This window comes from Amycolatopsis pittospori, from assembly GCF_013870525.1.
In the GTDB taxonomy this organism is placed as follows: Bacteria; Actinomycetota; Actinomycetes; order Mycobacteriales; family Pseudonocardiaceae; genus Amycolatopsis; species Amycolatopsis pittospori.
The window spans coordinates 22953-45685 of the sequence record NZ_JACBXD010000030.1 but is presented as its reverse complement, the minus strand read 5'-3'; the positions used below and the strand labels follow the sequence as shown (position 1 = coordinate 45685).

General features: G+C 67.8%; 25 protein-coding genes. 10 read left to right on the top strand and 15 right to left on the bottom strand.

The window, feature by feature from the left end; all coding sequences use genetic code 11:
• Positions 1-46 precede the first annotated feature (46 nt).
• The 4 genes from H5J31_RS18810 to H5J31_RS18795 all read left to right on the top strand — a co-directional run bounded on the left by H5J31_RS18810 (position 47) and on the right by H5J31_RS18795 (position 3452).
• A complete protein-coding gene (locus H5J31_RS18810) occupies positions 47-919 on the top strand; it encodes an LLM class F420-dependent oxidoreductase (protein ID WP_181773900.1) in 873 nt (290 codons plus the stop codon).
• Positions 916-1521: an ABC transporter ATP-binding protein gene (locus H5J31_RS18805; RefSeq protein ID WP_181773899.1), complete on the top strand. Its 606-nt coding sequence runs from the start codon at positions 916-918 to the stop codon at positions 1519-1521. The genes H5J31_RS18810 and H5J31_RS18805 overlap by 4 nt, the downstream gene beginning before the upstream one ends.
• A gap of 31 nt (positions 1522-1552) precedes the next feature.
• Positions 1553-2800 carry a DUF6297 family protein gene (locus H5J31_RS18800; protein WP_181773898.1) on the top strand — a complete coding sequence of 416 codons (1248 nt, stop codon included), beginning with the start codon at positions 1553-1555 and terminating at the stop codon, positions 2798-2800.
• 76 nt (positions 2801-2876) lie between these two features.
• On the top strand, positions 2877-3452 hold the full coding sequence (locus H5J31_RS18795; protein ID WP_181773897.1) for an EndoU domain-containing protein: 576 nt from the start codon (positions 2877-2879) through the stop codon (positions 3450-3452).
• On the opposite strand, the gene H5J31_RS18790 is transcribed toward H5J31_RS18795, so the two are convergent.
• The gene (locus tag H5J31_RS18790; protein WP_181773896.1) at positions 3449-3724 is read right to left on the bottom strand and encodes a helix-turn-helix domain-containing protein; all 276 of its coding nucleotides are present in this window, start codon (positions 3722-3724) and stop codon (positions 3449-3451) included. The two genes, H5J31_RS18795 and H5J31_RS18790, sit on opposite strands and share 4 nt — an antisense overlap.
• A gap of 155 nt (positions 3725-3879) precedes the next feature.
• The gene (locus tag H5J31_RS18785; RefSeq protein WP_181773895.1) at positions 3880-5496 is read right to left on the bottom strand and encodes an alpha/beta hydrolase; all 1617 of its coding nucleotides are present in this window, start codon (positions 5494-5496) and stop codon (positions 3880-3882) included.
• A gap of 202 nt (positions 5497-5698) precedes the next feature.
• Here H5J31_RS18785 and H5J31_RS18780 point away from each other — a divergent pair, with 202 nt between their 5' ends.
• Both H5J31_RS18780 and mctP read left to right on the top strand, forming a co-directional pair.
• Positions 5699-5977, top strand: a complete 279-nt coding sequence (locus H5J31_RS18780; RefSeq protein ID WP_181773894.1) for a DUF3311 domain-containing protein — start codon at positions 5699-5701, stop codon at positions 5975-5977.
• Positions 5974-7617, top strand: a complete 1644-nt coding sequence (mctP, locus tag H5J31_RS18775) for a monocarboxylate uptake permease MctP (RefSeq protein ID WP_181773893.1) — start codon at positions 5974-5976, stop codon at positions 7615-7617. Before H5J31_RS18780 ends, mctP begins: the two co-directional genes overlap by 4 nt.
• 16 nt (positions 7618-7633) lie before the next feature.
• Here mctP and H5J31_RS18770 read toward each other — a convergent pair whose 3' ends face one another.
• The 8 genes from H5J31_RS18770 to H5J31_RS18735 all read right to left on the bottom strand — a co-directional run bounded on the left by H5J31_RS18770 (position 7634) and on the right by H5J31_RS18735 (position 14401).
• Positions 7634-8248, bottom strand: a complete 615-nt coding sequence (locus H5J31_RS18770; RefSeq protein WP_181773892.1) for a hypothetical protein — start codon at positions 8246-8248, stop codon at positions 7634-7636.
• 302 nt (positions 8249-8550) lie between these two features.
• On the bottom strand, positions 8551-9768 hold the full coding sequence (locus tag H5J31_RS18765; RefSeq protein WP_181773891.1) for an RNA polymerase sigma factor: 1218 nt from the start codon (positions 9766-9768) through the stop codon (positions 8551-8553).
• Positions 9765-10139, bottom strand: a complete 375-nt coding sequence (locus tag H5J31_RS18760) for a YciI family protein (protein WP_181773890.1) — start codon at positions 10137-10139, stop codon at positions 9765-9767. The genes H5J31_RS18765 and H5J31_RS18760 overlap by 4 nt, the downstream gene beginning before the upstream one ends.
• Before the next feature lies 1 nt (position 10140).
• A complete protein-coding gene (locus H5J31_RS18755) occupies positions 10141-10497 on the bottom strand; it encodes a YciI family protein (RefSeq protein WP_181773889.1) in 357 nt (118 codons plus the stop codon).
• Positions 10498-10572: 75 nt separating this feature from the next.
• On the bottom strand, positions 10573-11496 hold the full coding sequence (locus tag H5J31_RS18750; RefSeq protein ID WP_181773888.1) for a bifunctional helix-turn-helix transcriptional regulator/GNAT family N-acetyltransferase: 924 nt from the start codon (positions 11494-11496) through the stop codon (positions 10573-10575).
• Between the two features lie 238 nt (positions 11497-11734).
• Positions 11735-11884: a hypothetical protein gene (locus tag H5J31_RS18745; protein ID WP_007032374.1), complete on the bottom strand. Its 150-nt coding sequence runs from the start codon at positions 11882-11884 to the stop codon at positions 11735-11737.
• Between the two features lie 285 nt (positions 11885-12169).
• Positions 12170-13360: an AAA family ATPase gene (locus H5J31_RS18740; RefSeq protein WP_181773887.1), complete on the bottom strand. Its 1191-nt coding sequence runs from the start codon at positions 13358-13360 to the stop codon at positions 12170-12172.
• Between the two features lie 279 nt (positions 13361-13639).
• Complete coding sequence (locus H5J31_RS18735) at positions 13640-14401, bottom strand: MerR family transcriptional regulator (protein WP_181773886.1); 762 nt, start codon at positions 14399-14401, stop codon at positions 13640-13642.
• Between the two features lie 70 nt (positions 14402-14471).
• Between H5J31_RS18735 and H5J31_RS18730 the strand changes: the two genes are divergently transcribed.
• Positions 14472-15503, top strand: a complete 1032-nt coding sequence (locus H5J31_RS18730) for a glycerophosphodiester phosphodiesterase family protein (RefSeq protein ID WP_181773885.1) — start codon at positions 14472-14474, stop codon at positions 15501-15503.
• A 131-nt stretch (positions 15504-15634) separates the two neighbouring features.
• Positions 15635-16141, top strand: coding sequence for a DoxX family protein (locus H5J31_RS18725; protein ID WP_181773884.1), 507 nt, complete (start codon positions 15635-15637; stop codon positions 16139-16141).
• 78 nt (positions 16142-16219) lie between these two features.
• On the opposite strand, the gene H5J31_RS18720 is transcribed toward H5J31_RS18725, so the two are convergent.
• The 4 genes from H5J31_RS18720 to H5J31_RS18705 form a co-directional block, all read right to left on the bottom strand.
• Entirely contained in the window at positions 16220-16591 is a 372-nt protein-coding gene (locus H5J31_RS18720; protein WP_181773883.1) for a YciI family protein, read from the bottom strand.
• Between the two features lie 99 nt (positions 16592-16690).
• Positions 16691-17494 carry an ABC transporter permease gene (locus H5J31_RS18715; protein ID WP_181773882.1) on the bottom strand — a complete coding sequence of 268 codons (804 nt, stop codon included), beginning with the start codon at positions 17492-17494 and terminating at the stop codon, positions 16691-16693.
• Positions 17491-18444 (bottom strand): ATP-binding cassette domain-containing protein, encoded by a 954-nt coding sequence (locus tag H5J31_RS18710; RefSeq protein ID WP_181773881.1) that lies wholly within the window; start codon positions 18442-18444, stop codon positions 17491-17493. Before H5J31_RS18710 ends, H5J31_RS18715 begins: the two co-directional genes overlap by 4 nt.
• 70 nt (positions 18445-18514) lie before the next feature.
• Positions 18515-19804 (bottom strand): acetyl-CoA C-acetyltransferase, encoded by a 1290-nt coding sequence (locus tag H5J31_RS18705; protein ID WP_181773880.1) that lies wholly within the window; start codon positions 19802-19804, stop codon positions 18515-18517.
• Between the two features lie 92 nt (positions 19805-19896).
• On the opposite strand from H5J31_RS18705, the gene H5J31_RS18700 reads away from it, so the two are divergent.
• Positions 19897-21231 carry a 3-oxoacyl-ACP reductase gene (locus H5J31_RS18700; RefSeq protein ID WP_181773879.1) on the top strand — a complete coding sequence of 445 codons (1335 nt, stop codon included), beginning with the start codon at positions 19897-19899 and terminating at the stop codon, positions 21229-21231.
• Positions 21232-21233: 2 nt separating this feature from the next.
• Entirely contained in the window at positions 21234-22082 is an 849-nt protein-coding gene (locus H5J31_RS18695) for a MaoC family dehydratase (RefSeq protein ID WP_181773878.1), read from the top strand.
• On the opposite strand, the gene H5J31_RS18690 is transcribed toward H5J31_RS18695, so the two are convergent.
• A complete protein-coding gene (locus tag H5J31_RS18690) occupies positions 22065-22730 on the bottom strand; it encodes a TetR/AcrR family transcriptional regulator (RefSeq protein WP_181773877.1) in 666 nt (221 codons plus the stop codon). The two genes, H5J31_RS18695 and H5J31_RS18690, sit on opposite strands and share 18 nt — an antisense overlap.
• Between the last annotated feature and the right edge of the window lie 3 nt (positions 22731-22733).

Sequence of the window (22733 nt, the reverse complement as noted above, 5' to 3'; positions counted from 1 at the left end):
TCCTGAGGATGAGGCCTTCTTCTTTGGCTCTGGGTAACGTGGCCGCATGGTCAAATTCGGCGTCAACATGATCGTCCCGGAGACGCGTGCGGCGTGGGTGGACAAATGCCGTAAAGCGGAAGACCTCGGATTCGACGTCATCGGTGCGGCCGATCATCTCGGCATGGCGCCGCCGTTCCCCGCACTCGTGCTCGCCGCCGAGGTGACGAGCCGTCCGCGGCTCAACACCTTCGTCATCAACACCGCTTTCTACAACCCGGTGCTGCTCGCTCGCGACGTCACGGGTACGGATCAGTTCACCGAAGGCCGGTTGGAACTGGGCCTCGGCGCCGGGTACGTGAAGGCCGAATTCGAAGCGGCGGGGATGGAGTTCCCCCGGGCGGGCAAACGGGTCGATCATCTCGAACACACCATCAAAGAGCTCAAACGGCTTTATGCCGACGAAGGCCACAAACCGGAAACCGTGCAGAAACCGGGCCCGCCGCTGATGATCGCCGGCCGAGGCGACAGGCTGCTCACCCTCGCCGCCGAACACGCCGACATCGTCGGGTTCACCGGTACGGCCGCCGTTCCCGACGGTGGCGGGCTCGTCCCCGCGGACGCCGAAGGAATCGAAGAGCGGGTGAACTTCGTCCGTGAAAAGCTGAATGGCCGCGAGGTCGAATTCAATATCCTTCCGCATTTCGTCGGCGTGGGCGGAGACCGGCGAGCGAAGCTGGAAAAGCTGCGCGATCGGATCAAGGGCGCTCTCACCGCCGAACAACTCGCCGAATTGCCGACAGCCCTCATCGGGACGCCCGAACAGATCGCCGAACAGGTGCTCGCCCATCGCGAGCGGTTCGGATTCACCTATTTCACCGTACTGGAGCACAACATGGACGCCCTCGCACCCGTGATCGAGTTGTTGCGCGGCCGATGATCGACGTACGCGGGCTCGGCGTCCAGGCCGGGGAGCACTGGTTGTTCGACGACCTCGATTTCGAGGTCGAAGCGGGCGAATGCGCGGTGATCGTGGGCCCGAACGGGGTCGGGAAATCGACCCTGCTGAGGTGCCTTTACGGAATGCAGACGCCGCAACGAGGCCGGGTCGTCGTCGCGGGCGGCAAACCGGACGAACGCGATTTCTCCTTCCGGCGCAAGGTTTCCGTGCTGTTCGACGATTCCGATTTCTTCGCCGAACTGACCCCGCTCCAGCATCTCGAACTGCTGGAGGGCTCGTTCGGCGCCGATCTCGGCGATCACGCCGCCCTCCTGGCGGACGCGGGCCTTTCCGAACGGGCCAAGGTCACCGCGGGCAAGTTCTCCGCCGGACAGCGCCGGCGTCTGCTGCTCCTCGGCGCGACAGCGCGGCCGCACGACGTGCTGCTGCTCGACGAACCGGAGCGGGCACTGGACGTCGCCGGGAAGGAATGGCTGACGTCGCTGATCAAGCGTTCGACCAGCGCCGGGGCGGCCGTCGTGGTGGCCACCCACCATCCCCCGCTGCTCGAAGCGGCCGACTCGACCCTCGAGCTCCGCTGATGCCTTCTCGGCGGGAAGGAGTACCTCGAAGGTGGTGACCACGAAAACCCCCACGCACGTTCCGGGACGACAGCGATTCGGCGGACTGCTCAACGGGGACTACCAGACCTTCCTGGCGCTGTTCGGGTTCGGCGCGTTGTTCACGGCGTTCCAGAACCTGCCGAAGCTCCGTCATTTCCTCTTTGGACAGTCCGTTGTGGACTTTCCGGCGGTGTTCGGCCTCCTGATCGTGCTGTGCGCGCTCTTCTGGCGCAGCCTGCTGCGCCGTGGCTTCGTCTGGGCCGAACCGGCGACACTGACGTGGATGGACTTCGCCAGCGTCGACAGACGCCGTGTCGTCGTGAAGCGGATGTGGACCCTGTGGGTTGGCCTGGTCTTGGTGGTCGGCTACACCGGCGCGCTGGTCACCGCGATCGGCGGCGGGTCGAAGGACGTGTGGGTCGCGATGTCCGCGCTGTCCGCCTCCGGCGCGATCCTGGCCGCCGTGACCGCACGGCGGACGGCGATCCGCGGGGAGACCGCGGGGCCGGTCGTCCTCGCGATGGCCGGTCTGACGGTGGCCGCCGCCGGGCTGGGCCCGATCGCGGTCGACGTGCTGGCGGCCGTCCTGTTCGTCGCCGCGGTCGCGGTGGCCTTCGGCGGCGAACCGATGTCCGGGGTCGGGCGCCAGGAACTCGTCGACGGCTGGAACGCGCGGCTCCTGCGGGCGATGGCCGCGGTCTTCCTGGACCCCATGCTGCTGATCCCCCAGGCGCGGCCGGTGCCGCGACTGTCGATGCGCCGTCCGACGACGTTGCGGCTCGCTTGGTCGGGAGTGCTGGGCCGCCTGCGCTACGCGGCCGCCGGCGTCGTGGTCGCGTGCCTGGTCGGCGTCGCGCACTTGGCCTTCCCCGCGATCCCTCCCGGTCCGCTGTTCGCCCTGGGCGCGTACGCGTCGATCGTCCCGTTCGTCGGCGGCCTCGGCGAACTGTGGCGCAACCCCGGCCGCCGCCGGTGGCTCGGGGCGTCCGACTGGGAGCTGCGGCTGGTCAACGGCCTGGTGATCGGCGTACTCGGCGTGCTCTGGGGAGTGCTGCTCGGTCTGGTGACACTGGCGCTCGGGGTGAGCCCGTTCTGGCCGGTCTGGCTCGCGATTCCGCTCGCCGTCGTCGCCGCGCTGAGGACCGCGACCCGGCCTCCGATGAACTACGACGTCAGCGGCGGGGGCGCGGCGTTCCAGGTACTGCGAGGCGTCGACGTGCTGATCGTCGGTGCGGCACTGCTCAGCGTGATCGCCTGAGCTCACCCGTTCCCGCGTTCGGATCATTCGAATACTCCGAATGCGGGTTACCCTCGATGCGACGAAAGGAGCACGAGTGGGCGGCGGGCACGCACCGGGAAAGGGACGGCGGGCGACCAGCGAGTTTCCCGCGGGCTGGACCGACGAGCAGATCATCGCGGTGATCAAGGACGTCGCGAACGATCCGAGCGAACCCCGCCGCAGACAGCACAACGGCCGCTGGCGCTGCGCGGGCGAGCGGTACGGCGTGCACCTGATCGTGCTGGTGGAGGACAACGGGAACGTCAAAACGGGCTATCCGGTGGCGGGCCCCGGCGTGATCCGCAACGCCGACACCGCGGCCGACCCGGCCAACCCGACCGTCGCCGACCTCGCCGCCGGCCGCATCAGCTTCTTCGGCGACAGCCTGCTCGACCAGATCGCCGATCGCCTCGCGCCGGACGTACTGGCCTTCTACCGGACCCTGCACTGGTCGGGTGAGTGGGAGGAACTGGCCGACGTCCTCGTCGCGCACGCGATGAAGGAGAACCTGCGGCTCGGCGTGGACGAATACGCCACCCTGGAAAGCCTGCTGAACAGCTTCGACCTGCCGATCGACGGCTTCCTCTATCTGAACGACCGGGCGCACGCGCTGGCGACGCTGCGCCCCTAACTCGCTTCGGCGACCTCTTCGGCGCCGCCCTCCGCGGCCGCCCGGAGTGTGTCCAGCGGCAGACCGACGGCGTCCGCGATCGCCGCCACCGTGAAGAAGGCGGGCGTCGGGATCCGGCCGGTCTCGATCTTCCGGAGCGTCTCCACCGAGATCCCGGCCTCCGCGGCGACTTCGACCATGCTTCGCGACGTCGACGCGCGGGCGTCCCGGAGCACCAGCCCCAGCCGCTCGCCGCGTTCGCGTTCCTCGTCCGTCAACGGCACTCGCACCATGAGCCCAATACTAATACCGGTCTTGGTGGGCCGCCTAGGTACATGAAGCGGAGTTACCCCCAGCCTGTGGATAACTCTGTGCACAGGTCTGTGGACCGCTCAAAGAAAGGGCCCCGCCGAGCCGGAGCTCGACGGGGCCACAATCCCTAGGGGCTTCAGCCGCCCGCGGGCACCGGAAGTGGGAGTCCGGGGAGGCTCTGGTCGTTCGGCACCTTGCCGTCGACGAGGTAGTCCTCCACGACCTTGTCCACACCCACGTTGCCGCCGGCGTAGATGCCGTGGTCACCTTCGCCGGTCACCGTGATCATCCGCGAGTTGGCGAACGCGCGGTGCGCACGGGTCGCGCCCTCGATCGGGGTCGCCGGGTCGTGCACCGACTGGACGATCAGCACCGGCGGGACGCCGCGGCCGTCGAGCTTCGGCAGGTCGACCGGCTTGTTCTTCCAGAAGATGCACGGCTGGATCAGCCAGCCCGCGCCGAGCAGCGGCAGATCCTTGTCGATCAGCTTCTGCGACTGCCGGATGACGCTCTGGCGGTTGCCGGTCCAGGTGCCCTCGTTGCAGGGGATGGACCAGAAGCTGGCGTTGTAGGCGTCGCCGTCGGACGGGACGAACAGCGGCTGCGGGCCGATGACACCGTCACCGTCCACGGTCTCGGCCTTGACCTTCTGCGCGGCCGTGGCCTTCTGCTGCTGCGTCGAGGTGCCCTCGGTCAGCGTCTTCAGGTTGACCAGGTAGTCGGCCAGCGCCGGGAAGTTGCGCTTCGAGTAGAGGTACGACGCGATGGTCGAGTCGAGGGCGTTGGCCGAAACCGGGACGCCGTCCACCTCGACCGGGTTCTGCGTCAGCGCGAAGCGGACCTTCTCGTAGGTCTGGCGCGCGGCCTCGCCGTTCTTGCCGAAGTTGTAGACCTTGTTGTACTTGCCGATCCACGGCAGGAAGTCCTGACGCCAGCGGCGCTCGAAGCCGAGCGGCTGTCCGTCGAACGAGTTCTGCCAGGTCGTGGTGAACTCGGTCGAGGAGTCGAGCAGGAAGCGGCCGGTCCGGGTGGGGAACTGCTGCGCGTAGTGCGCGCCCATCCAGGTGCCCGCCGAGTAGCCGACCCAGTTGATCTTGTCGCGGCCCAGCAGGACGCGCAGCAGGTCGATGTCGCGGATCGTCTGCGCGGTGTTGATCAGCGGGCCCAGCTCGCCGGACTTCACCTGGCACGAGTCCGCCGCGTACTTGGTGGCGTCCAGGATCAGGTTGAGGTTCGCCCGGCTGCGGTCGCGCGGGTCGAGGTCCGAACCGGTGCCGATCGCGTTGCCGCAGGTGATGTTGGTGCTCTTGCCGGTGCCGCGCGGGTCGAGACCGATGATCTCCTGGTTCGCGCGGAGCTTCGTCTGGTTGCGCAGACGAGCCGGGAAGTTACGGCCCGGAGCGCCGGGGCCACCCGGGTTCGTGATCACGCTGGCGGTCGCGTTACCGCTCGTGGCGGCGAGGCGGCTGACGGCGATCGTCAGGTCGATGGCCTCGTTCGTCTTGTACCAGTTGCGCGGCGCGCGGTAGGTCGCGCACTCGATGTTCTCGGCCCCCGGAGGCGGCGCGGTCGGCAGCTCACTGGCGGTGCACTTGTGCCAGTCCAGCTTCTGGTCCGCGTACTTCGCCGGAATGTTGGTGGAGTTCAGAGGCTGCTGCTTGGCCGCCTCCGGTCCTGCGAACGCAGGAGTGAACCCGGCCAGCATGGTGCCGGCGACAGCCGGGATCACCACCGCATAGCGGAGTTTCTTCATCCGATGCCCCTTTGATCTTGCGTGCGAAGTTCCTGTTCGCCACTGCGGCTATTGATATCCGGCGGAACGCGGGACGGCAACCGCCCTTCGTCGGATGGGTGTCGCTGATCAAATCGATATCGGACACGCGTGACCCAGGTGGGGCCGAGGTTCTAGGGTCATCGGGTCCATCCGGGGTTACGGGAATGTTAGGTGAGGTCCGATGGCGTCAGGTAAGGCAGACGGGAAGGTGAGGGGCTTTCAGTTCAGCCCGTGGAACCTCCTGCTGGTCATCCCGTTGCTGGTGCTGATCACGTCCTTGTTCAATTCGGACGGTCCTCGGCTGTTCGGGATGCCCTTCTTCTACTGGTTCCAATTCGTGTTCGTGGCGGTGGGCGTCCTGTGCACCGGGATCGTCTACGCGATGACCAGGGACAAGCCGACCAGTGAACGTCCGGACCGGTTGTCCGTGGACGAGCTCGACGAGGGGGACGTCAAGTGACCAACATCCAATGGCCAGAGCTGATCATCTTCACCATCCTCTTCGCGGTGGTCACCGTGCTCGGCTTCGTCGCCTCGCGCTGGAAGGCCGGCAACACCCTCGACCATCTCGACGAGTGGGGTCTCGGCGGCCGCAAGTTCGGTTCGTGGATCACGTGGTTCCTGCTCGGCGGTGACCTCTACACGGCCTACACGTTCGTCGCCGTCCCGGCGCTGATGTTCAGCGCCGGCGCGATGGGGCTGTTCGCGCTGCCGTACACGATCATCGTCTACCCGATCGTGCTGATGCCGGCGCTGCGCATGTGGTCGGTCTCGCGTGTCCGCGGTTACGTCACGCCCGCCGACTTCGTCCGCGGCCGGTTCGGTTCGCCGACGCTGGCGCTGCTGATCGCGATCACCGGCATCATCGCGACGATGCCGTACATCGCGCTGCAGCTCGTCGGCCTCGAAGCGGTGCTGCGGACCATGGGCATCAACGGCTCCGGCATCGTCGGGCACCTGCCGCTGCTGGTCGCCTTCATCATCCTGGCGGTCTACACCTACCAGTCCGGCCTGCGCGCGCCCGCGCTGATCGCGTTCGTCAAGGACATCCTGATCTACCTCGTGATCATCGTGGCGATCATCTACCTGCCCTCGAAGCTCGGCGGCTGGTCGGCGATCTTCGACTCGGCCCAGGCGAAGTTCGACAAGACTCCGTCGAAGGCGGACGGGATCCTCCTCAACGCCAACAACCAGCTGCAGTACGCCACGCTGGCACTCGGTTCGGCGCTCGCGCTGTTCCTGTACCCGCACTCGCTCACCAGCGTGCTCGCCTCGCGCGGCCGCAGCGTGATCAAGCGGAACATGGTCGCGCTGCCGGCGTACTCGCTGGTCCTGGGCCTGCTGGCGCTGCTGGGTTACGTGGCGATCAGCGCCTCGGTCTCGCCGATCACCAACAACGCCACCGGCAAACCCGACACGAACACCGTCGTCCCGGTGCTGTTCGACTCGCAGTTCTCGTCGTGGTTCGCCGGCATCGCGTTCGCCGCGATCGGTATCGGCGCCCTGGTGCCCGCGGCGATCATGTCGATCGCGGCGGCGAACCTGTGGACCCGAAACATCTACAAGGAGTACATCAAGAAGGACGCGACGCCGGGCCAGGAAGCGAAACAGGCCAAGCTCGCTTCGCTGATCGTGAAGTTCGGCGCGGTGGCGTTCATCCTGTTCATCGACCCGCAGTTCTCGATCGACCTGCAGCTCATCGGCGGTGTGCTGATCCTGCAGACCTTGCCCGCGGTGGCGATCTCGCTCTACACGCGCTGGTTCCACCGCTGGGGCCTGATCGCGGGCTGGATCGTCGGCATCGGGTGGGGCCTGATCATGCTCTACAACATCCCGAACGCGGCGACCGGCAAGGCGCACTTCGGCGGCTCGGCGCTGTCGATGGGCAACCTGTCGATCTTCGGCTGGCACCCGTTCAGCGGCTCGCAGCTGCAGATCTACGTCGGGTTCGTGGCGCTGGTGGCGAACCTGCTGATCGCGGTGATCTTCACGGTGATCGCGCGGCAGATGAAGGTCTTCAACGGCACGGACGACACCGCGCCCGAGGACTACCACGCCGACGAGCACGACAAGGATCTCCGCGAAATCGGCGTCCACTAGCTCCGGGTCCGCTGGTTCAGGAAAGGGCCGCGTCCTCTTGGGACGCGGCCTTTTTCGTGGCCGCGGTGGCGGCCAGGTAGAGCACGAGACCGTTCAGCAGATGCCAGAGGAAGTGGGTTCCGGCGGGGAAGTTCCCGCAGACGGTGTGATCGGCCGTGCGAAACGAGAGGGACACCCCGAAGACCGCGGCAGTGACCGCGAAGCGCCTCCGGTGCTCTCCTTTGAGGATGATCGCGAAGACCACGAGACCGATCAGCGCGGAGAGATACAAGCCGCCGCCGAGCGAAGCGACGACGGCGGTGAACGCGAGGAACACCGGGATGCCGAGCCACGACAGTTTGCGGGCGGCGCCGAGAAACACCTGCGGGAACACAGCCGCGTAATACAGGACGAACACCAGGATGAAGCCGGTGTCGGCGGCCGCGGACCAGCGGGTGGCGAGCAGGTGGAAGGCCGTGCTGCCGAGGAACACCAGGCCGATGAGAAGCCCGAAGACGCGGCCCTTCGGCTGCCGCCAGACGGCGACGGCGGCGATCAGGAACGCGAGGTTGCTGAGACTGTTGAGCGGTTCGCCCCAGAGTCCGGGGGCCAGCCGCTCGCAGTAGCCGTCGACGTACGCGATCCAGTTCACTCCCCCAGATAACCCCGCGCGCGTGAACTCCGGGTGTTGGCCACTCCCCGCAATCAGTCACCTACTCGCGGCACCCTTCCCTCATGTCCTGAAGGGACCCTTTGAGACGTTCAACGCCTCGAAGGGCCCCTTCGCGACATCCCGCCCCAGTTGTCCACACCCCACCACCGTTGTGGACAACTTCGCCCGAATCCCCTCACGCACCCGCTCCCCGACACCCCCTCCCGATACGCTGGTGCGGGGCGCGCCCCCCTGGGACGGGTGGGGGGTGGGGTTCGTGAGGGGAAGCGCAAAACCGCTGGTCAAGGGGTGGTGGTGCACGCCTCGAGGCGTCGGGTGAGGAAGCGGCGTTGCGGGTCCGAGCAGGGCAGCGCGAGGGCTCGCCGGTAGTGGACGGCGGCGCGTGCGGGGTCGCCGGCGCGGAGCCAGAGCGCGCCGAGGACGGCGGGCAGCAGCGTGTAGTCCGGCAGGTCGGCTTCGATGGCTTCGAGTTCGGTGATCCCGGCCGCGGCACCGTCCACCATGGACAGTGCGATGGCCCGGTTCAGTCGCGCGACCGGCGAAGGCCGCAGCGCCAGCAGGTCGTCGTACAGCCCGACGATCCGGCGCCAATCGGGCGGCGAAGCCGTGCTGTGGCACAGCGCGATCGCCGCCTCGACGTGGTACGCCGACATCTCCGGCCCGGTGCACGCCCGCTCGAACAGCCGCGTTCCCTCGGCGATCATCGCGTGGTCCCAGCGGCCGCGGTCCTGTTCCTCCAGCAGAAGCAGGTCACCATCCCGGTCGACCCGCGCGGGCAGCCTGCTCGCCTGCAGCAACATCAGCGCGACCAGCGCCCGCACCCTCGGCAGCTCCGTCTTCGGTTCGGCCAGCAGCAGCCGCCCCAGCCGGATCGCCTCACCGCACAGTTCCCCGCGCACCGCGACCTCGCCGGTCGTCGCGTCGTAGCCTTCGTTGAACAGCAGGTAGAGCACGGCCAGCACACTGTCCACTCTGGACTCAAGCGCGTCCGGCCCTGGTAGCGTGAGCGGCTTCCCGGACTCCCGCAGCCACTTCTTCGCCCGCACGAGCCGTTGCGCCACCGTCGCCGGTTTCGTCAGCAACGCGGCCGCGATCTCGTTCACCCCGAGACCGCCGACGGTCTTCAGCGTCAGCGCCACCTGCGAGACCGTCGGCAGCGCGGGATGGCAGCACAGCAGCATCAGCACGAGTTCGTCGTCCGTGCGCCTGTCGACCTCGTAGCCGTCGAGTTCCACGAGATGCGGCAGCAACGTGCGCAGCGTCCGCTCCCGCCGGACGACGTCCATCGCCCGATTCCGCGCGGCCCGGAACAGCCAGCCCCGCGGATTGTCGGGCACCCCGCACTGCGGCCAGGTCCGCAACGCCTGCTCCAGCGCGTCCGCGACAGTCTCCTCGGCGAGGTCGAGCCGCTCGGGGCCGAGTGCCCTGGCCAGCGTGGCGACGATCCGCCCGGCACTGTGCCGGAACAGATGCTCCACCACGCCGGCCGGGCGGCTCATGACCGCTCGAAGCGACTCAGGTGTTCTCCGCGCGGGGTGTCGAGCTCCAGCGTGATCTCGCTGACCACGAACATCCCGACGCCGTCCACGGCGATCGGATGCGTCTCGAACAGCTTCGCCGCTTCGTCGAGATCAGCGGCTTCGACGACCAGATACCCGGCGACGATCTCGCTGGCCTCGGTGAACGGGCCGTCGGTGATCGTCCCGGCGCGCACCACCCGTGATTCCGGGTCCAGGCCGGCGGCCGCGATCAGTTTCCCGGACGCCCGCAGTTCCTCCTGCCAGGCGAAGTACCGGTCGATGCCGTCTCCGGCGGGCTCCGCCGGCGAGTCGACCGGCGGGAACGTCATCAGACCGACGAACTTCGGCATCTCAGTCCTCACAACCGCGTTCGCCGACCTTGCGGACCTCGATCGGCCCGAACGCCAGATGCGGATGCGTCGCGAAGATCTTCTCCGCCTGGTCGAGGTCGTCGGCCTCGATGACCTGGTAGCCGCCGACGATCTCGGTGGCCTCGGTATGCGGACCGTCGGTCGCGCCGACCTCACCGCCGGAGCCGCGCAGCACCCGGCCGCTCTTCGACAGCCCACCGCCGCCGACGAACCGGCCCTCCTTCGTGCGCTCGTCGGCCCAGGCCAGGTAGTTCTCGAGCACGCGTTGCGCCTCGTCGGGGCCCAGGTGGTCGTGCGAATCCTTCGTCGCGCGGATGAATCCGATGTAGTGGGGCATGGCGTCCTCCCTAAGGATCGATGGTCCCTAGACGAACAAGCGCACCGCGAATCGACACTCGGCGGAAGAACCGAGCTAAAGCTCCAGTCGCCAGGTCTGCCCGGTCAGTTCGTAGCCGAAGCCCGGGATCGTCTCCTCGCTCACCAGCCGGAAGCCGGCCTTCTGGTAGACCGCCCTCGCCGCCTCCAGCAGCGAGACCGTCCAGAGCTCCATCGCCGCGTAGCCGGAGGCCCTGGCGAACTCGACGCATTCGGTGACCAGGCGTTTCCCGACCCCGCGGCCGCGGGCCGCCGGTTCGAGGAGCAGCATCCGCAGTTTCGCGGTGGTTCCGTCCTCGGCGGGCATGCAGAAGATGCTGCCGACGCGCTCGCCGTCGAGTTCGGCGATCCACCCGGCCTGGCGGGGCTCGCCGCGTTTGTCGACGTAGTCCGCGACGACGCGGGCGACCAGGGCTTCGAAGCGTTCGTCCCAGCCGTACTCACGGGAGTAGAGGGCGCCGTGGCGCTGGACCACCCAGCCGAAGTCGCCCGGCCTGGGCGGGCGCAGGACCAGCGTGGGATCCGACGCGCGCTCGCCGACCAGCGCGGTGATCGCGTCCATCGCGCCGAGCAGCCGCTCCTGCTCCTCGTCGCCGAACCGGCCGAGCAGCGACCCGATGCGATCCACCGAGCGTTCGTCGAGAACGGCGAACGCCTTCCGCCCGACTTCGGTGAGCCGGACGACCTGACGGCGGGCGTCTTCGTCGCTGCGTTCACGGGTGAGGAGACCGCGGCCTTCGAGCCTGGCGAGCAGCCTGCTCGCGTACCCGGCGTCGAGGTCGAGACGTTTGCGCAGTTCGGTGACCTGCGTCGGGTCCTGCTGCGCGAGTTCGAAGATGACCCGGGCCTCGCTCAGGGAGTACTCGGCGTCGGCCGGCCCTTCGTCGAGGACGCCGATCACGCCGGTGTACAGACGGTTGAAGGCCCGGACGGTCGCCACCGGGTCCGCGTATTCAGTCATTTGACCACCTCAACAGATTCGTTGACGAAGTCAAACATTACTCCGCGAAGCGGTGAAGGCAAGAAACTTTCAAAGGGGGTCCGGACATATGGAAACCCCGTGATGCTGCCAGGTCGGGGGTCCGCCAGCATCACGGGGTCGTAGTGGGTATCGACGTGGCGTTCCGCCGCGTTACACCTCACGCACTATGTGTCGTAGGTCACTCGAATGGATGACACCTACAACGGTTGTTGTCGGGTCAGCGCATATGCGTGTGACGCGCCTGGGAGATAGCGATGAGCTCCTGACGAACGGTCGCGGTGGCCGCGGTGTCGATCGCCCGGTTCAGGGCCCGGCGAGTGCGAGCCTCGGCGCGACGGGCACGGAGCTTGGCGGCGATGTTGTTCATCGGTTTAAGTCATCCCCTTGAGGGTCTTGAGTCTTGGTGGCTGTGTCTCTAGTATGCACCCTTTTTCACAAGGAAGCCAACGATTATCCGGTGACTTGGCACACCTGCCGATGAATCATCGGCAACAGATGGGGAAATCCGGAGGGATTTGGTGTCGCCGGTCACTTCTTGGTAACGCTAGGCATCTCTAGCGTCCGCCCGATACGGCGGAAGAAGGTGCGATGAAGTCGGCGGTAGGACTTTCTACCGCTTTCTAGTGATCGCGCTATAAAGACCCAGAGAGGGCTAGTCCCGGCCGAGCAGATAGTGGCCGAAGTGCGGGACGGTGAACGCGATATGCCCGCGCTCGGCGGAGTACACCAAGCCCTTCTTCATCAGGCTGTCCCGCGCCGGGGACAGCGACGAAGGCTTCCGCCCCAGGTAGACGGCCACATCGGCGGTGCCGGCGGACTCGTCCCGGCCCTGCGTCAGCTCCGCCATGGCGAGTAGGTACTCGCGTTCGGCGGGTGTCGCGCGCTCGTAGCGGGAGCCGAAGAAGCCGACCGCGAGTTCCGATTCGGCCTCCGGTGCGGCGACCTGGACGTCCTTCACGGTGATCGGATCCGCCGGAGCGGCGTCCCAGGCGGCCTTGCCGTAGGCCTGGATGAAATACGGGTAACCGCCGGACGCGTCGAAGAGCGCGTCAAGTGCTTCGGGCTCGATGCCGGCGCCTTCGCGTTCGATGGGTGCCATCACGGCGAGGTCGGCGTCTTCGCGCTCGAGCCTGTCGATGCGCGCGTAGCGGAAGAGGCGTTCCGAGTACGACTTCGACGCCGAAAGAACGGCGGGCACGTGCGGCAGTCCCGCGCCGACGACGACCAGCGGCGCCCCGGACTGCGAGAGTTCGTGACAGGCGGCGCAGAGCGCGGAGACGTCTTCGGGCAGCAGATCCTGGATCTCGTCGATCAGCAGGGCGACCCCGGTGCCGACATCCGCGGCCAGTTCCGCGACCTCGGTGAACAATTCGACCAGGTCGATCTCGATGTCGCCCGAATCGGCGCGGCCCTGCGCGGCGGGCACGTCGATCCCCGGCTGCCAGCGGTCGCGGAGTTTCGCGTCCGGCTTGTTGGCACGCAGCGCGAACGCCTTGAGTACGCCGAGCACCTGCTCGACCCGGTCCGGCGCGCGGTGGCGCACGGCGAGGTCGCGGATCGCGCGGTGCAACGCGGCCGAAAGCGGCCGACGGAGTTCGGTGTCGGGACGGGCTTCGATCTTGCCCGCGCCCCAGCCGTGCTTGATCGCCTTGGAGCGCAGTTCGCCCAGCAGCACGGTCTTCCCCACGCCGCGCAGTCCGGTCAGCATCAGACTGCGTTCCGGTCTCCCGCGCGCGACCCGTTCGAGCACGACCTCGAAGGCCTGGAGCTCACGCATACGGCCGGCCAGCTCGGGCGGCCGTTGACCGGCGCCCGGCGCGAAGGGGTTGCGGATGGGATCCACTCTCACACGCTATCGGCGTTTCTAGCTCTCGCCCGATATTCCGCCATAGAGGGATAGGCGTGTCGCGGCAAATGCGGCCAAGTGGTCTCCCCAAGGGCGCTCTGCGCCCGACGGAGACTTCACCGTCGCGCGCCTCGTTTGGGCCGGAGGCCCACGGAGACGGTTTGCAGGGCGGCTGCTTCGTTCACCAGAGGTTTCATCCGGTCTCCGCCCTGCGGGGCGCCTTCGTCAGCGCGCGACAGATGAACAGAGACGGGTCTGCAGCCCCGTCCCTCGTTCTTACTCACTCAGGTTGCGCTCGGCGTAGACCGCCATCGCGTCGCGGATGAACTCCGCGGTGCCCGAGCCGTGCTTCTCGTCGTACTTCCCGTAGCGCGGGTCGTCGACGTAGAGCTGCCCGAGTCCGGCGAAGTAGCCCTTCGACACGGCCCGTACGGCCGGTCGGAGCCACTCGTACAGCCGGCGCGTGATCGCCTGGACCTCGTCGCCGTCGGCGGGCAGACCCTTGCCGCGGGCCTCGCCGAAAGCGGCCGCGATGTCCTGCTGCTCCTGCTGGTGCGCCTTCCTGTCCTCGGCGCTCAGCGACTTCCACCAGCGGTCACCCTGCTTGTAGGCGTCGGCGCCCCAGCGTTCGGTGACCTCCTTTTCGTACTTCGTGTGGTCGAAGCCGTCGAACACTTCCGTTGCCATCAGTCGTTCACCTCTCTCTGTCTTCTTCAAGGTCGTCCTGACCGATTCGATCTGCCGTCCGAGCCGCTGTCGCTCCTGCTCCAGCCACTTCAGGTGCGTGCGGAGTGCCGCCGTCGTGTCCTGTTCCCCTTGGAGTACCTCGCCGATCGCGGGCAGGCTCAGCCCGAGTTCGCGAAGCAACAGGATCCTTTGCAGCCGCACCAGCGCGTCCTGGTCGTAGTAGCGGTATCCATTGCTCCCCACCCGGCTCGGTTCGAGCAGCCCGATGTCGCCGTAGTGGCGCAGCGTGCGGCTCGTGGTCCCGGCCGAGCGGGCGATGTCCTGGATCGACCACTCCTTCTCGTTCGGCATGTCCCCAAGCTAGAGGTTGACGTTGCGTCAAAGTCAATTCCAGTTCACCGAGGCGTGGCATGGTTCACCCATGAAGACATTCGCGCTGGTCATGGCCGCTGCGCTGACCCTCGGGACGGCCGGCGTCGCCGACGCGCACCCGCGTCGCGCCTTCGACGTCCAGGCTCACCGCGGCGGGCTCGGCCTCACGGTCGAGAGCACGCTCGCGTCGTTCGCCAAGGGGATGGAACTGGGGGTGACCACGCTCGAACTCGACATCCAGATCACCAAGGACGGTCGCGAGGTGATCACCCACGACCGCAAGACGACGCCGGCGAAATGCCGCGACACCGCGCCCGCGACACCGGGCGACCCGGCGTTCCCGTACGTCGGCAAGTACGTGAAGGACCTGACGTTCGCGCAGGTCCGCACGCTGGACTGCGGTTCGATCCGGCAGCCCGCCCACCCCGGCCAGACGTTGTCCCCCGGCGCCAAGATGCCGACGCTCGCCGAGCTGTTCCAGCTCGCCCGCGAGCACCGCGCCTGGGGCCTCAAGTTCAACATCGAGACGAAGGTCGAGGCCGCAGCTCCGCAGGAGACGGCGCCGCGTGACCAGTTCGTCCACCGGGTCGTGCGGGAGGTCCTGCGCTCCGGCTTCGCGCACAACGTCACCGTCCAGAGCTTCGACTGGGGCGCGCTGATGCTGCTGCGCGAGGTCGCGCCCTGGATCCCGCGGGTGGCGCTGACGCAGCCTGAGTTCCTCCAGGTCGGCCAGCCGGGCAAATCGCCGTGGCTGGGCGGACTCGATATCGACGACTTCGGCGGCAGCCCCGTCCGCGCGGTGAAGTCGTTCGGCGCGAGCGCGCTGTCGCCGGTGCACGGCAACCCTCAGGGCGGCAAGGTCGGCGACCCGGACTACCGGCCGTTCACGACGAAAGCGCTGGTCGGCGAGGCGCATCGGGCGGGGATCAAGGTCGTGCCCTGGACGATCGACGATCCGGCCACGATGCACAAGCTCATCGACGACGGCGTGGACGGCATCATCACCGACTATCCGGACCGGCTGCGGGAGGTCGCGGCCGACCGTGGGTTCAAGCTGCCGATGGCGTATCCGGCTCGCTAACGGAATCTAGTGCTGTCTAGCACTGGAGAAATATTCGAAGATACTCCGTTAGCGCGGTTCGGCGGCCCGGCGGACGGGAAGTCTGGGGATAGATTTGCTTTCCAGGGTTCGGATCAAGAAAGGCAACGACCGTGATTCTCCGCCGCGTCGCACGTCCGCTCCTCGCCGCGATCTTCATCTCCGGCGGGATCGGCGCGCTGAGGGACACCCAGGGCCACGCGAAGGCCGCGGAGCCCTTCCTCTCCGGAACCTTCGAAAAGCTCGAGGGAGTGGTCCCGGAGTCCGTACCGCGTGATCCCGCCACCCTCGTCCGCATCGACGCCGCGGTGAAGGTCGGCGCCGGGCTCGCGCTCGCCACCGGCAAGGCGCCGCGGCTGGCCTCGCTGCTGCTGATCGGCAGCCTGGTCCCGACGACGCTGGCCACGCACCGGTTCTGGGAGATCAAGGAACCGGCCGAACGTCAGCAGCAGCAGATCCAGTTCATCAAGAACGCCGGCCTCGCCGGTGGCCTGCTCCTGGCCGCCGCCGACACCGCGGGCAAGCCGTCGCTCGGCTGGCGCGCCCGCCGGGCGGCGTCCAAGACGGAGAAGCGCGCCGAGAAGCTCGCGAAGCGCGCCGAGAAGGCCATCACCAAGTAGCTACCGATGTTATGAAAGGTCCGTTCATAACAAGTCCTGTTATGAACGGACCTTTCATAACACTCTCGGGCTACTGGGTCACTCGGTGAGAGCGGCGATGTCCTCAGCCTCGACGACCGTGCGGACCTCGACCTCGATCTCGTCGAACAGCGCCGCGTAGGTCTCGGCGAACGCGACGGCCTCGGCCAGATCCTTGGCGTTGATCAGCGCGAATCCGCCGATGACCTCCTTGGCCTCGGTGAACGGGCCGTCGGTCGCGGTGATCTTGCCGCCTCGCACCTTGCGGACCTTCGCGCCGCGCTCGGACGGGTGCACACCCTCCGCGGTGATCAGGATGCCCTTCTTGAACGAGTCCTCCACGAAGGCGCCCATCTGCTCGATGAACTCCTTGCTGGGGTTCCAGGCTTCCGGGGCGCTCTCGTCCAGCCGGTGCATCATCAGAAACCGCATCGTTGCTCCTCAGTGTCGTGGCGAGGCTTGTTCTACCCCGCCCTCACCAGCGCGTCGACCGGTCCGACGACGGTTCGACATTTTCGACAGAAGATTTTTCTAGCGGCTCGCGACCTTCTTGTACTGGGCCGTCGCCAGCGGCGCGAAGATCGCGATGATGGCGATGCAGCACAGGATCGCGTACATCGACGAGTGCTCGGCGGGCCAGCCTGTCGGCGGGGCTCCGAAACGGTTCCCGAACAGGTCGCGCGCCGAGTTGATCACCGCGGTGAACGGGTTCCAGTCGGCGATCGCCTTCAGCACGCCGGGCAGCTTGTCCGCCGGGACGAACGCCGTCGAGATGAAACTCAGCGGGAACATCCACATCAGCCCGGCGCTCTGCGCGACCTCGACGCTGCGCGCGACGAGCCCGATCCACGCGCCGACCCAGGACAGCGCCCAGGCGAACATCAGCATCACCAGGTAGCCGAGCACCGCGTCGAAGAAACTGCCGCGGATCCGCCAGCCGACGAGCAGTCCGCACAGCGACATGACGATCAGCGCCACCACGCTGATGACCAGGTCCGACGTCGTCCGGCCGAAGATCACCGCGAGGCGGGAGATCGGCAGCGAACGGAACCGGTCGATGATGCCCTTCTGCAGGTCGTTCGCGAACCCGATCACGGTGAACGCCGAGTTGAACGCGACCGTCTGCGCGAAGATGCCCGCGATCAGGAACTCGCGGTAGGCGAGCCCACCCGCCTCGCCGCCGATCGCGTCGCCGAAGACGTAGGCGAACAGCAGGACGAACATGATCGGCTGCAGCGTCGCCGCCATCAGCCAGTCCGGGTTGCGCTGGACGTTCTTCAGGTTCCGCCAGGTGATCACGCCACCGTCGGAAAAGGCCTTCGCGACCGTGCTCACTTCTCGTCCCCCTCGTCCGTGGCGTGCCCGGTCAGCGACAGGAAGACGTCGTCGAGCGTCGGCCGGTGCAGGGCGACGTCCAGGACGGCGACGCCCTGAGCGTCCAGCCGCCGCAGCGCTTCGATCAACGCCTTCGGCCCGCCCTCGACCAGGACGTCGACCTTGCGGGTGTGCTCGTCGACCGACGGCGTGCCCGTGCCGACCTCGGCGAGCACCTGCGTGGTCGCGGCGAGGTCGCCCGCGTCGGCGACGACCAGTTCCAGCCGCTCGCCGCCGATCTCCTGCTTGAGTTCGTCGGCCGTGCCGCGCGCGATGACCTTCCCCTTGTCGATCACCACGATCGAGTCGGCGAGCTGGTCGGCCTCCTCCAGGTACTGAGTGGTCAGCAGGACGGTGGTGCCGTCGGCGACCAGTTCCTTGATGACCTCCCAGGTCTCGATCCGGCCGCGCGGGTCGAGTCCGGTGGTCGGTTCGTCGAGGACCACCACGGTCGGCTCGGCGACCAGCGCACCCGCGAGGTCGAGCCGCCGCCGCATACCGCCCGAGTACGTCTTGGCGGGCCTGTCGGCCGCGTCCTCCAGGCGGAACCGCGAAAGCAGCTCACGCGCCCTGGCCTTCGCCGCGACCTTCTTGCTCCCGTACAGCCTGCCGACCATGTACAGGTTCTCGAACCCGGTGAGGTTCTCGTCCACCGCGGCGTACTGCCCGGACAACCCGATCGACCGCCGGACGGCGTCGGGCTGGGTCAGTACGTCGTGCCCGGCCACCTCCGCCGCACCCGAATCCGGGCGAAGCAGCGTGGTCAGGATGCGGACCGTCGTCGTCTTCCCGGCGCCGTTCGGGCCCAGCAGGCCCAGCACCTTGCCCGTCGGGATCGCCAGATCCACCCCGTCGAGCGCCTTGGTGGACCCGTAGGTCTTGACCAGCGCTTTCGCCTGCACTGCGAACATGCGGACAAACTAGACCCGGGTACCGACAAAGGCACCCGGGTTTCCCCCTGATTCGCTCAGGGCGGACCGATTATTTTTCGAGGATCGCGGTGACGCCCTGGCCGCCCGCCGCGCAGATCGAGATGAGCCCGCGGCCGGATCCCTTCTCGTTCAACAGTTTCGCGAGGGTGGCGACGATACGGCCGCCGGTCGCCGCGAACGGGTGCCCGGCCGCGAGCGAGGAACCGTTGACGTTCAGCTTCGCTCGATCGATGGAGCCGAGCGGCGCGTCGAGGTCCAGCTTCTCCTTGGCGAACGCCGGGTCCTCCCACGCCTTGAGGGTGGCGAGCACCTGCGACGCGAAGGCCTCGTGGATCTCGTAGAAGTCGAAGTCCTGCAAGGTGAGCCCGGCACGGTCGAGCATCTTCGGGACGGCGTACGCGGGCGCCATCAGCAGACCCTCGTCACCGTGGACGTAGTCGACGGCCGCGGTCTGCGAGAACGTCAGGTACGCGAGCACCGGCAGCTTCCGGGCCTTCGCCCACTGCTCGGTCGCGAGGAGGACCGTCGACGCGCCGTCGGACAGCGGCGTCGAATTGGCCGCGGTCATCGTGCCGTCGGGGCCGCCGAACGCGGGCTTCAGCTTCGCGAGCTTCTCGACGGTGGAGTCCGGACGCAGGTTCTGGTCGCGGGCCAGCTTGAGGAACGGCGTCACGAGGTCGTCGAAGAACCCGCTGTCGTACGCGGCGCCGAGGCGCTGGTGACTGGTGGCGGCGAGTTCGTCCTGCGCCTCGCGGGTGATCTCCCAGACCTTCGCGGTCAGCGCGGCGTGCTCGCCCATGGAGAGCCCGGTGCGCGGCTCGGCGTTGCGCGGGATCTCGGGGACGATGTGGCCGGGGCGCAGCTTCGCGGCGAGCTTGAGCCGGTCACCCAGCGTCTTCGCGGCGTTGAGCTGCACGAGGATCTGACGAAGGTCGTCGTTGACCGCCAGCGGGGCGTCGGACGTGGTGTCGACGCCGCCCGCGATGGCCGAGTCGATCTGGCCGAGGGCGATCTTGTTGGCGACGTTGACGATCGCCTGCAGACCGGTGCCGCACGCCATCTGCACGTCGGAGGCGGGAGTGGCGGGGTTCAGCCTGCTGCCGAGGACGCTTTCGCGGGCGAGGTTGAAGTCGCGGGCGTGCTTGAGCACGGCGCCGGCGGCGACCTCGCCGATCACCTCGTCCTGCAGGGAGAAGCGGCTGACCAGGCCGTCGAGGGCGGCCGTGAACATGTCCTGGTTCGACGCCTTCGCGTACGGACCGTTCGAGCGGGCGAAGGGGATCCGGTTGCCGCCGATGATCGCGACCTTGCGCACGGGTGCCGTCCTTTTCGTGGCCATTTTTTCCACTCCTCCGTAGGCTCTCTCACACTGTAACCTACTCGCGGGTAGGTTAGAATGCGACGTGACGCAAACTGCACGGGAGGCACGTAATGGCTGACAGGTACCAGCAGTTCACGAAATCCCCGGTGGGGAAGTTCGTGGTGCCGAAGCTCGGCCTGCCGAATCCCGCGACGCTCCGCCGGTACAAGCCCGGTCAGCCCGCTCTCGAGGGTCCCGCACTTCTCGGCGCCGCGCCGGGCGGCCGACTCGAAAAGGTGATCGAGGCGCAGCTGCACCGCGCGGGTATCGAGGTCATCTCCGCGGCGGCCGACAAGCACGCCGCACTCGTCTTCGACGCGACAGGCGTGAAGGACCCGAAGCAGCTTCGCGAGGTCTACTCCTTCTTCCACCCCGTGATCCGCAGCGTCGGTTCGTCGGGGCGCGTCGTCATCCTGGGGACGCCCCCTGAACTGGCCGAAGGGCACGAGCGGATCGCTCAGCGCGCGCTCGAAGGCTTCGTCCGTTCCGTCGGTAAGGAACTGAAGCGCGGAGCGACGGCTCAGCTCGTGTACGTCGCCGAAGGCGCCGAAGAGGCCACCGAGTCCACGCTCCGGTTCCTGCTGTCGTCGAAGTCGGCCTTCGTCGACGCCCAGGTCATCCGCGTCGGCACCGAGACCAAGACCGCTTCGGCCCCGGCCGACTGGGCGAAACCGCTCGACGGCAAGGTCGCCCTGGTCACCGGCGCGTCCCGGGGAATCGGCGCCGCCATCGCCGAGGTACTCGGCCGCGACGGCGCGCACGTCGTCGCGCTCGACATCCCCGCACAGGGCGCGGACCTGTCCAAGGTGGCCAACAAGGTCGGCGGATCGGCGCTGCAGCTGGACATCACCGCCGCCGACGCGCCGGAGAAGCTCGCCGAGTACCTGACCACGCGCCACGGCGGCGTCGACATCGTCGTGCACAACGCGGGCATCACGCGCGACAAGACCCTGGGCAACATGACCGAAGGCGGCTGGGACTCGGTCATCGCGGTCAATCTCGCGTCGCAGCTCGCGGTGAACGAGAAACTGCTGTCGGCCAAGGTGCTCAAGGAGAACGGCCGGATCGTCGGCGTCTCCTCGATCGCCGGCATCGCGGGCAACGTCGGCCAGACCAACTACGCCACCAGCAAGGCGGGCGTCATCGGCATGGTGAACGTCGGCGCTTCGCAGCTCGCCGAATACGGCGGCACCATCAACGCCGTCGCGCCCGGCTTCATCGAGACCAAGATGACCGCCGCGGTGCCGCTGTTCATCCGTGAGGCCGGGCGGCGGCTGTCCAGCCTCGGCCAGGGCGGGCTGCCGGTCGACGTCGCCGAGACGATCGCCTGGTACGCGAACCCGGCTTCGGCCGCCGTCAACGGCAACGTGGTCCGCGTCTGCGGCCAGGCACTGCTGGGGGCGTGATCATGGCGGTCAAGGAACTTCGCGAGACGCCGAGCCTGTCTTCGTTGTACCCCAAGGCTTTACTCGGTTCCCTGCGTAAGAACGGCGGCGGGGACCTCCTGCCGGGCACCGAGTTCGTCCGCGAGGGCGTGGTCGTCGATCCGGCGCACCTCGCCGCGTACAACCAGGTGTGCGGCTTCCGGCTGAGCGACGTCCTGCCCGCGACGTACCCGCACATCCTGGCGTTCCCGCTGCAGATGGCGCTGATGACCGAACCCGACTTCCCGTTCCCGCTGCTGGGCATGGTGCACGTCGCGAACCGGATCACCCAGCACCGTCCGCTGAGGCTCGACGAATCCTTCACCCTGCGCGTGCGCGCCGAAGACCTGCGTCCGCACGAAAAGGGCAAGCAGTTCGACGTGGTCAGCGAACTGCTCACCGGTGACAGTCCTGTTTGGACGGACGTCAGCACGTACCTGCGCCGCGGTGGCGGCAGCGGCGAGAAGACCTCACGCGGTCAGCTCTCCCAGCCGACGCCCAACGCGATCTGGCAGGTGCCCGGCGACATCGGCCGCCGCTACGCCGAGGTCTCCGGCGACCGCAACCCGATCCACCTGCACCCGATCACCGCGAAGGCGTTCGGGTTCCCGGCCGCCATCGCGCACGGCATGTGGACCAAGGCGCACGCGCTCTCGGCGTTCGAGGGCAGGCTGCCGGACGCGTTCACCGTGGACGTCAGGTTCAAGCAGCCGGTGCTGCTTCCGGCGACGGCGGCGTTCACCACTTGGAGCGAAGGCCGGGGCTGGGCCTTCGAACTCTGGAACGCGCGCAAGCCGAAGCCGCACCTGGAGGGCTCAGTCGTCGCTCTCTGACGGCTTCCAGACATCGCCTTCGACGAGGTCGTTGAACCCGAGCCAGACGAGGTTCATCAGCCACGAGGCGAGCACGCCGTCGGAGACATCGGGGTGGTCGAGCGCCCAGTCGGCCAGGGACTCGGCCGCCCCGACCAGCGCGGCGGACAGGCCGGCGCCGGAGAACTCGGCCTGATCGCCGAGGCCCTTGCGGGTACCGGCGGAGACGACCAGCGCGGCGACCAGTTCGATCGCGCGGGTGCGCATGTCGGTGATCTCCGCGGCGAAGGTGCCGCCGACGGTCATCGCCTGGCGGTGCAGCACCGTCCAGGACTCGCGGTAGTCGGCGACGAAGCGGTAGAACGCGCGAAGCCCGTGCCAAAGCTGCATGTCGGGCGGCAGATCGGGTTTGATCCCGTCCTGCACCGCCTCCAGCAGGCGGGTGGCTTCGCGGCGGATGCACGCGCCGAAGAGGTCTTCCTTGGACCCGAGGTAGGTGTAGATCATCGGCTTGGAAACGCCGGCGACCTCGGAGATCTCGTCCATCGACGCGGAGTGATAGCCGTAGCGCGAGAACACCGAGACCGCTGCGTCCAGGATCTGGCGTTCCCGCACCGCTCTCGGCAGCCGTTTGGCGCGTTCGGCGGGACGCGGTACTTCCTCGGACACTCA

Coding starts and splice junctions, on each gene's coding strand:
- H5J31_RS18810 (WP_181773900.1), top strand. CDS start 47: ATGGTCAAATTCGGCGTCAACATGATCGTCCCGGAGACGCGTGCGGCG.
- H5J31_RS18805 (WP_181773899.1), top strand. CDS start 916: ATGATCGACGTACGCGGGCTCGGCGTCCAGGCCGGGGAGCACTGGTTG.
- H5J31_RS18790 (WP_181773896.1), bottom strand. CDS start 3,724: ATGGTGCGAGTGCCGTTGACGGACGAGGAACGCGAACGCGGCGAGCGG.
- H5J31_RS18785 (WP_181773895.1), bottom strand. CDS start 5,496: ATGAAGAAACTCCGCTATGCGGTGGTGATCCCGGCTGTCGCCGGCACC.
- H5J31_RS18780 (WP_181773894.1), top strand. CDS start 5,699: ATGGCGTCAGGTAAGGCAGACGGGAAGGTGAGGGGCTTTCAGTTCAGC.
- H5J31_RS18765 (WP_181773891.1), bottom strand. CDS start 9,768: ATGAGCCGCCCGGCCGGCGTGGTGGAGCATCTGTTCCGGCACAGTGCC.
- H5J31_RS18760 (WP_181773890.1), bottom strand. CDS start 10,139: ATGCCGAAGTTCGTCGGTCTGATGACGTTCCCGCCGGTCGACTCGCCG.
- H5J31_RS18755 (WP_181773889.1), bottom strand. CDS start 10,497: ATGCCCCACTACATCGGATTCATCCGCGCGACGAAGGATTCGCACGAC.
- H5J31_RS18750 (WP_181773888.1), bottom strand. CDS start 11,496: ATGACTGAATACGCGGACCCGGTGGCGACCGTCCGGGCCTTCAACCGT.
- H5J31_RS18745 (WP_007032374.1), bottom strand. CDS start 11,884: ATGAACAACATCGCCGCCAAGCTCCGTGCCCGTCGCGCCGAGGCTCGC.
- H5J31_RS18735 (WP_181773886.1), bottom strand. CDS start 14,401: ATGCCGAACGAGAAGGAGTGGTCGATCCAGGACATCGCCCGCTCGGCC.
- H5J31_RS18730 (WP_181773885.1), top strand. CDS start 14,472: ATGAAGACATTCGCGCTGGTCATGGCCGCTGCGCTGACCCTCGGGACG.
- H5J31_RS18720 (WP_181773883.1), bottom strand. CDS start 16,591: ATGCGGTTTCTGATGATGCACCGGCTGGACGAGAGCGCCCCGGAAGCC.
- H5J31_RS18710 (WP_181773881.1), bottom strand. CDS start 18,444: ATGTTCGCAGTGCAGGCGAAAGCGCTGGTCAAGACCTACGGGTCCACC.
- H5J31_RS18705 (WP_181773880.1), bottom strand. CDS start 19,804: ATGGCCACGAAAAGGACGGCACCCGTGCGCAAGGTCGCGATCATCGGC.
- H5J31_RS18700 (WP_181773879.1), top strand. CDS start 19,897: ATGGCTGACAGGTACCAGCAGTTCACGAAATCCCCGGTGGGGAAGTTC.
- H5J31_RS18695 (WP_181773878.1), top strand. CDS start 21,234: ATGGCGGTCAAGGAACTTCGCGAGACGCCGAGCCTGTCTTCGTTGTAC.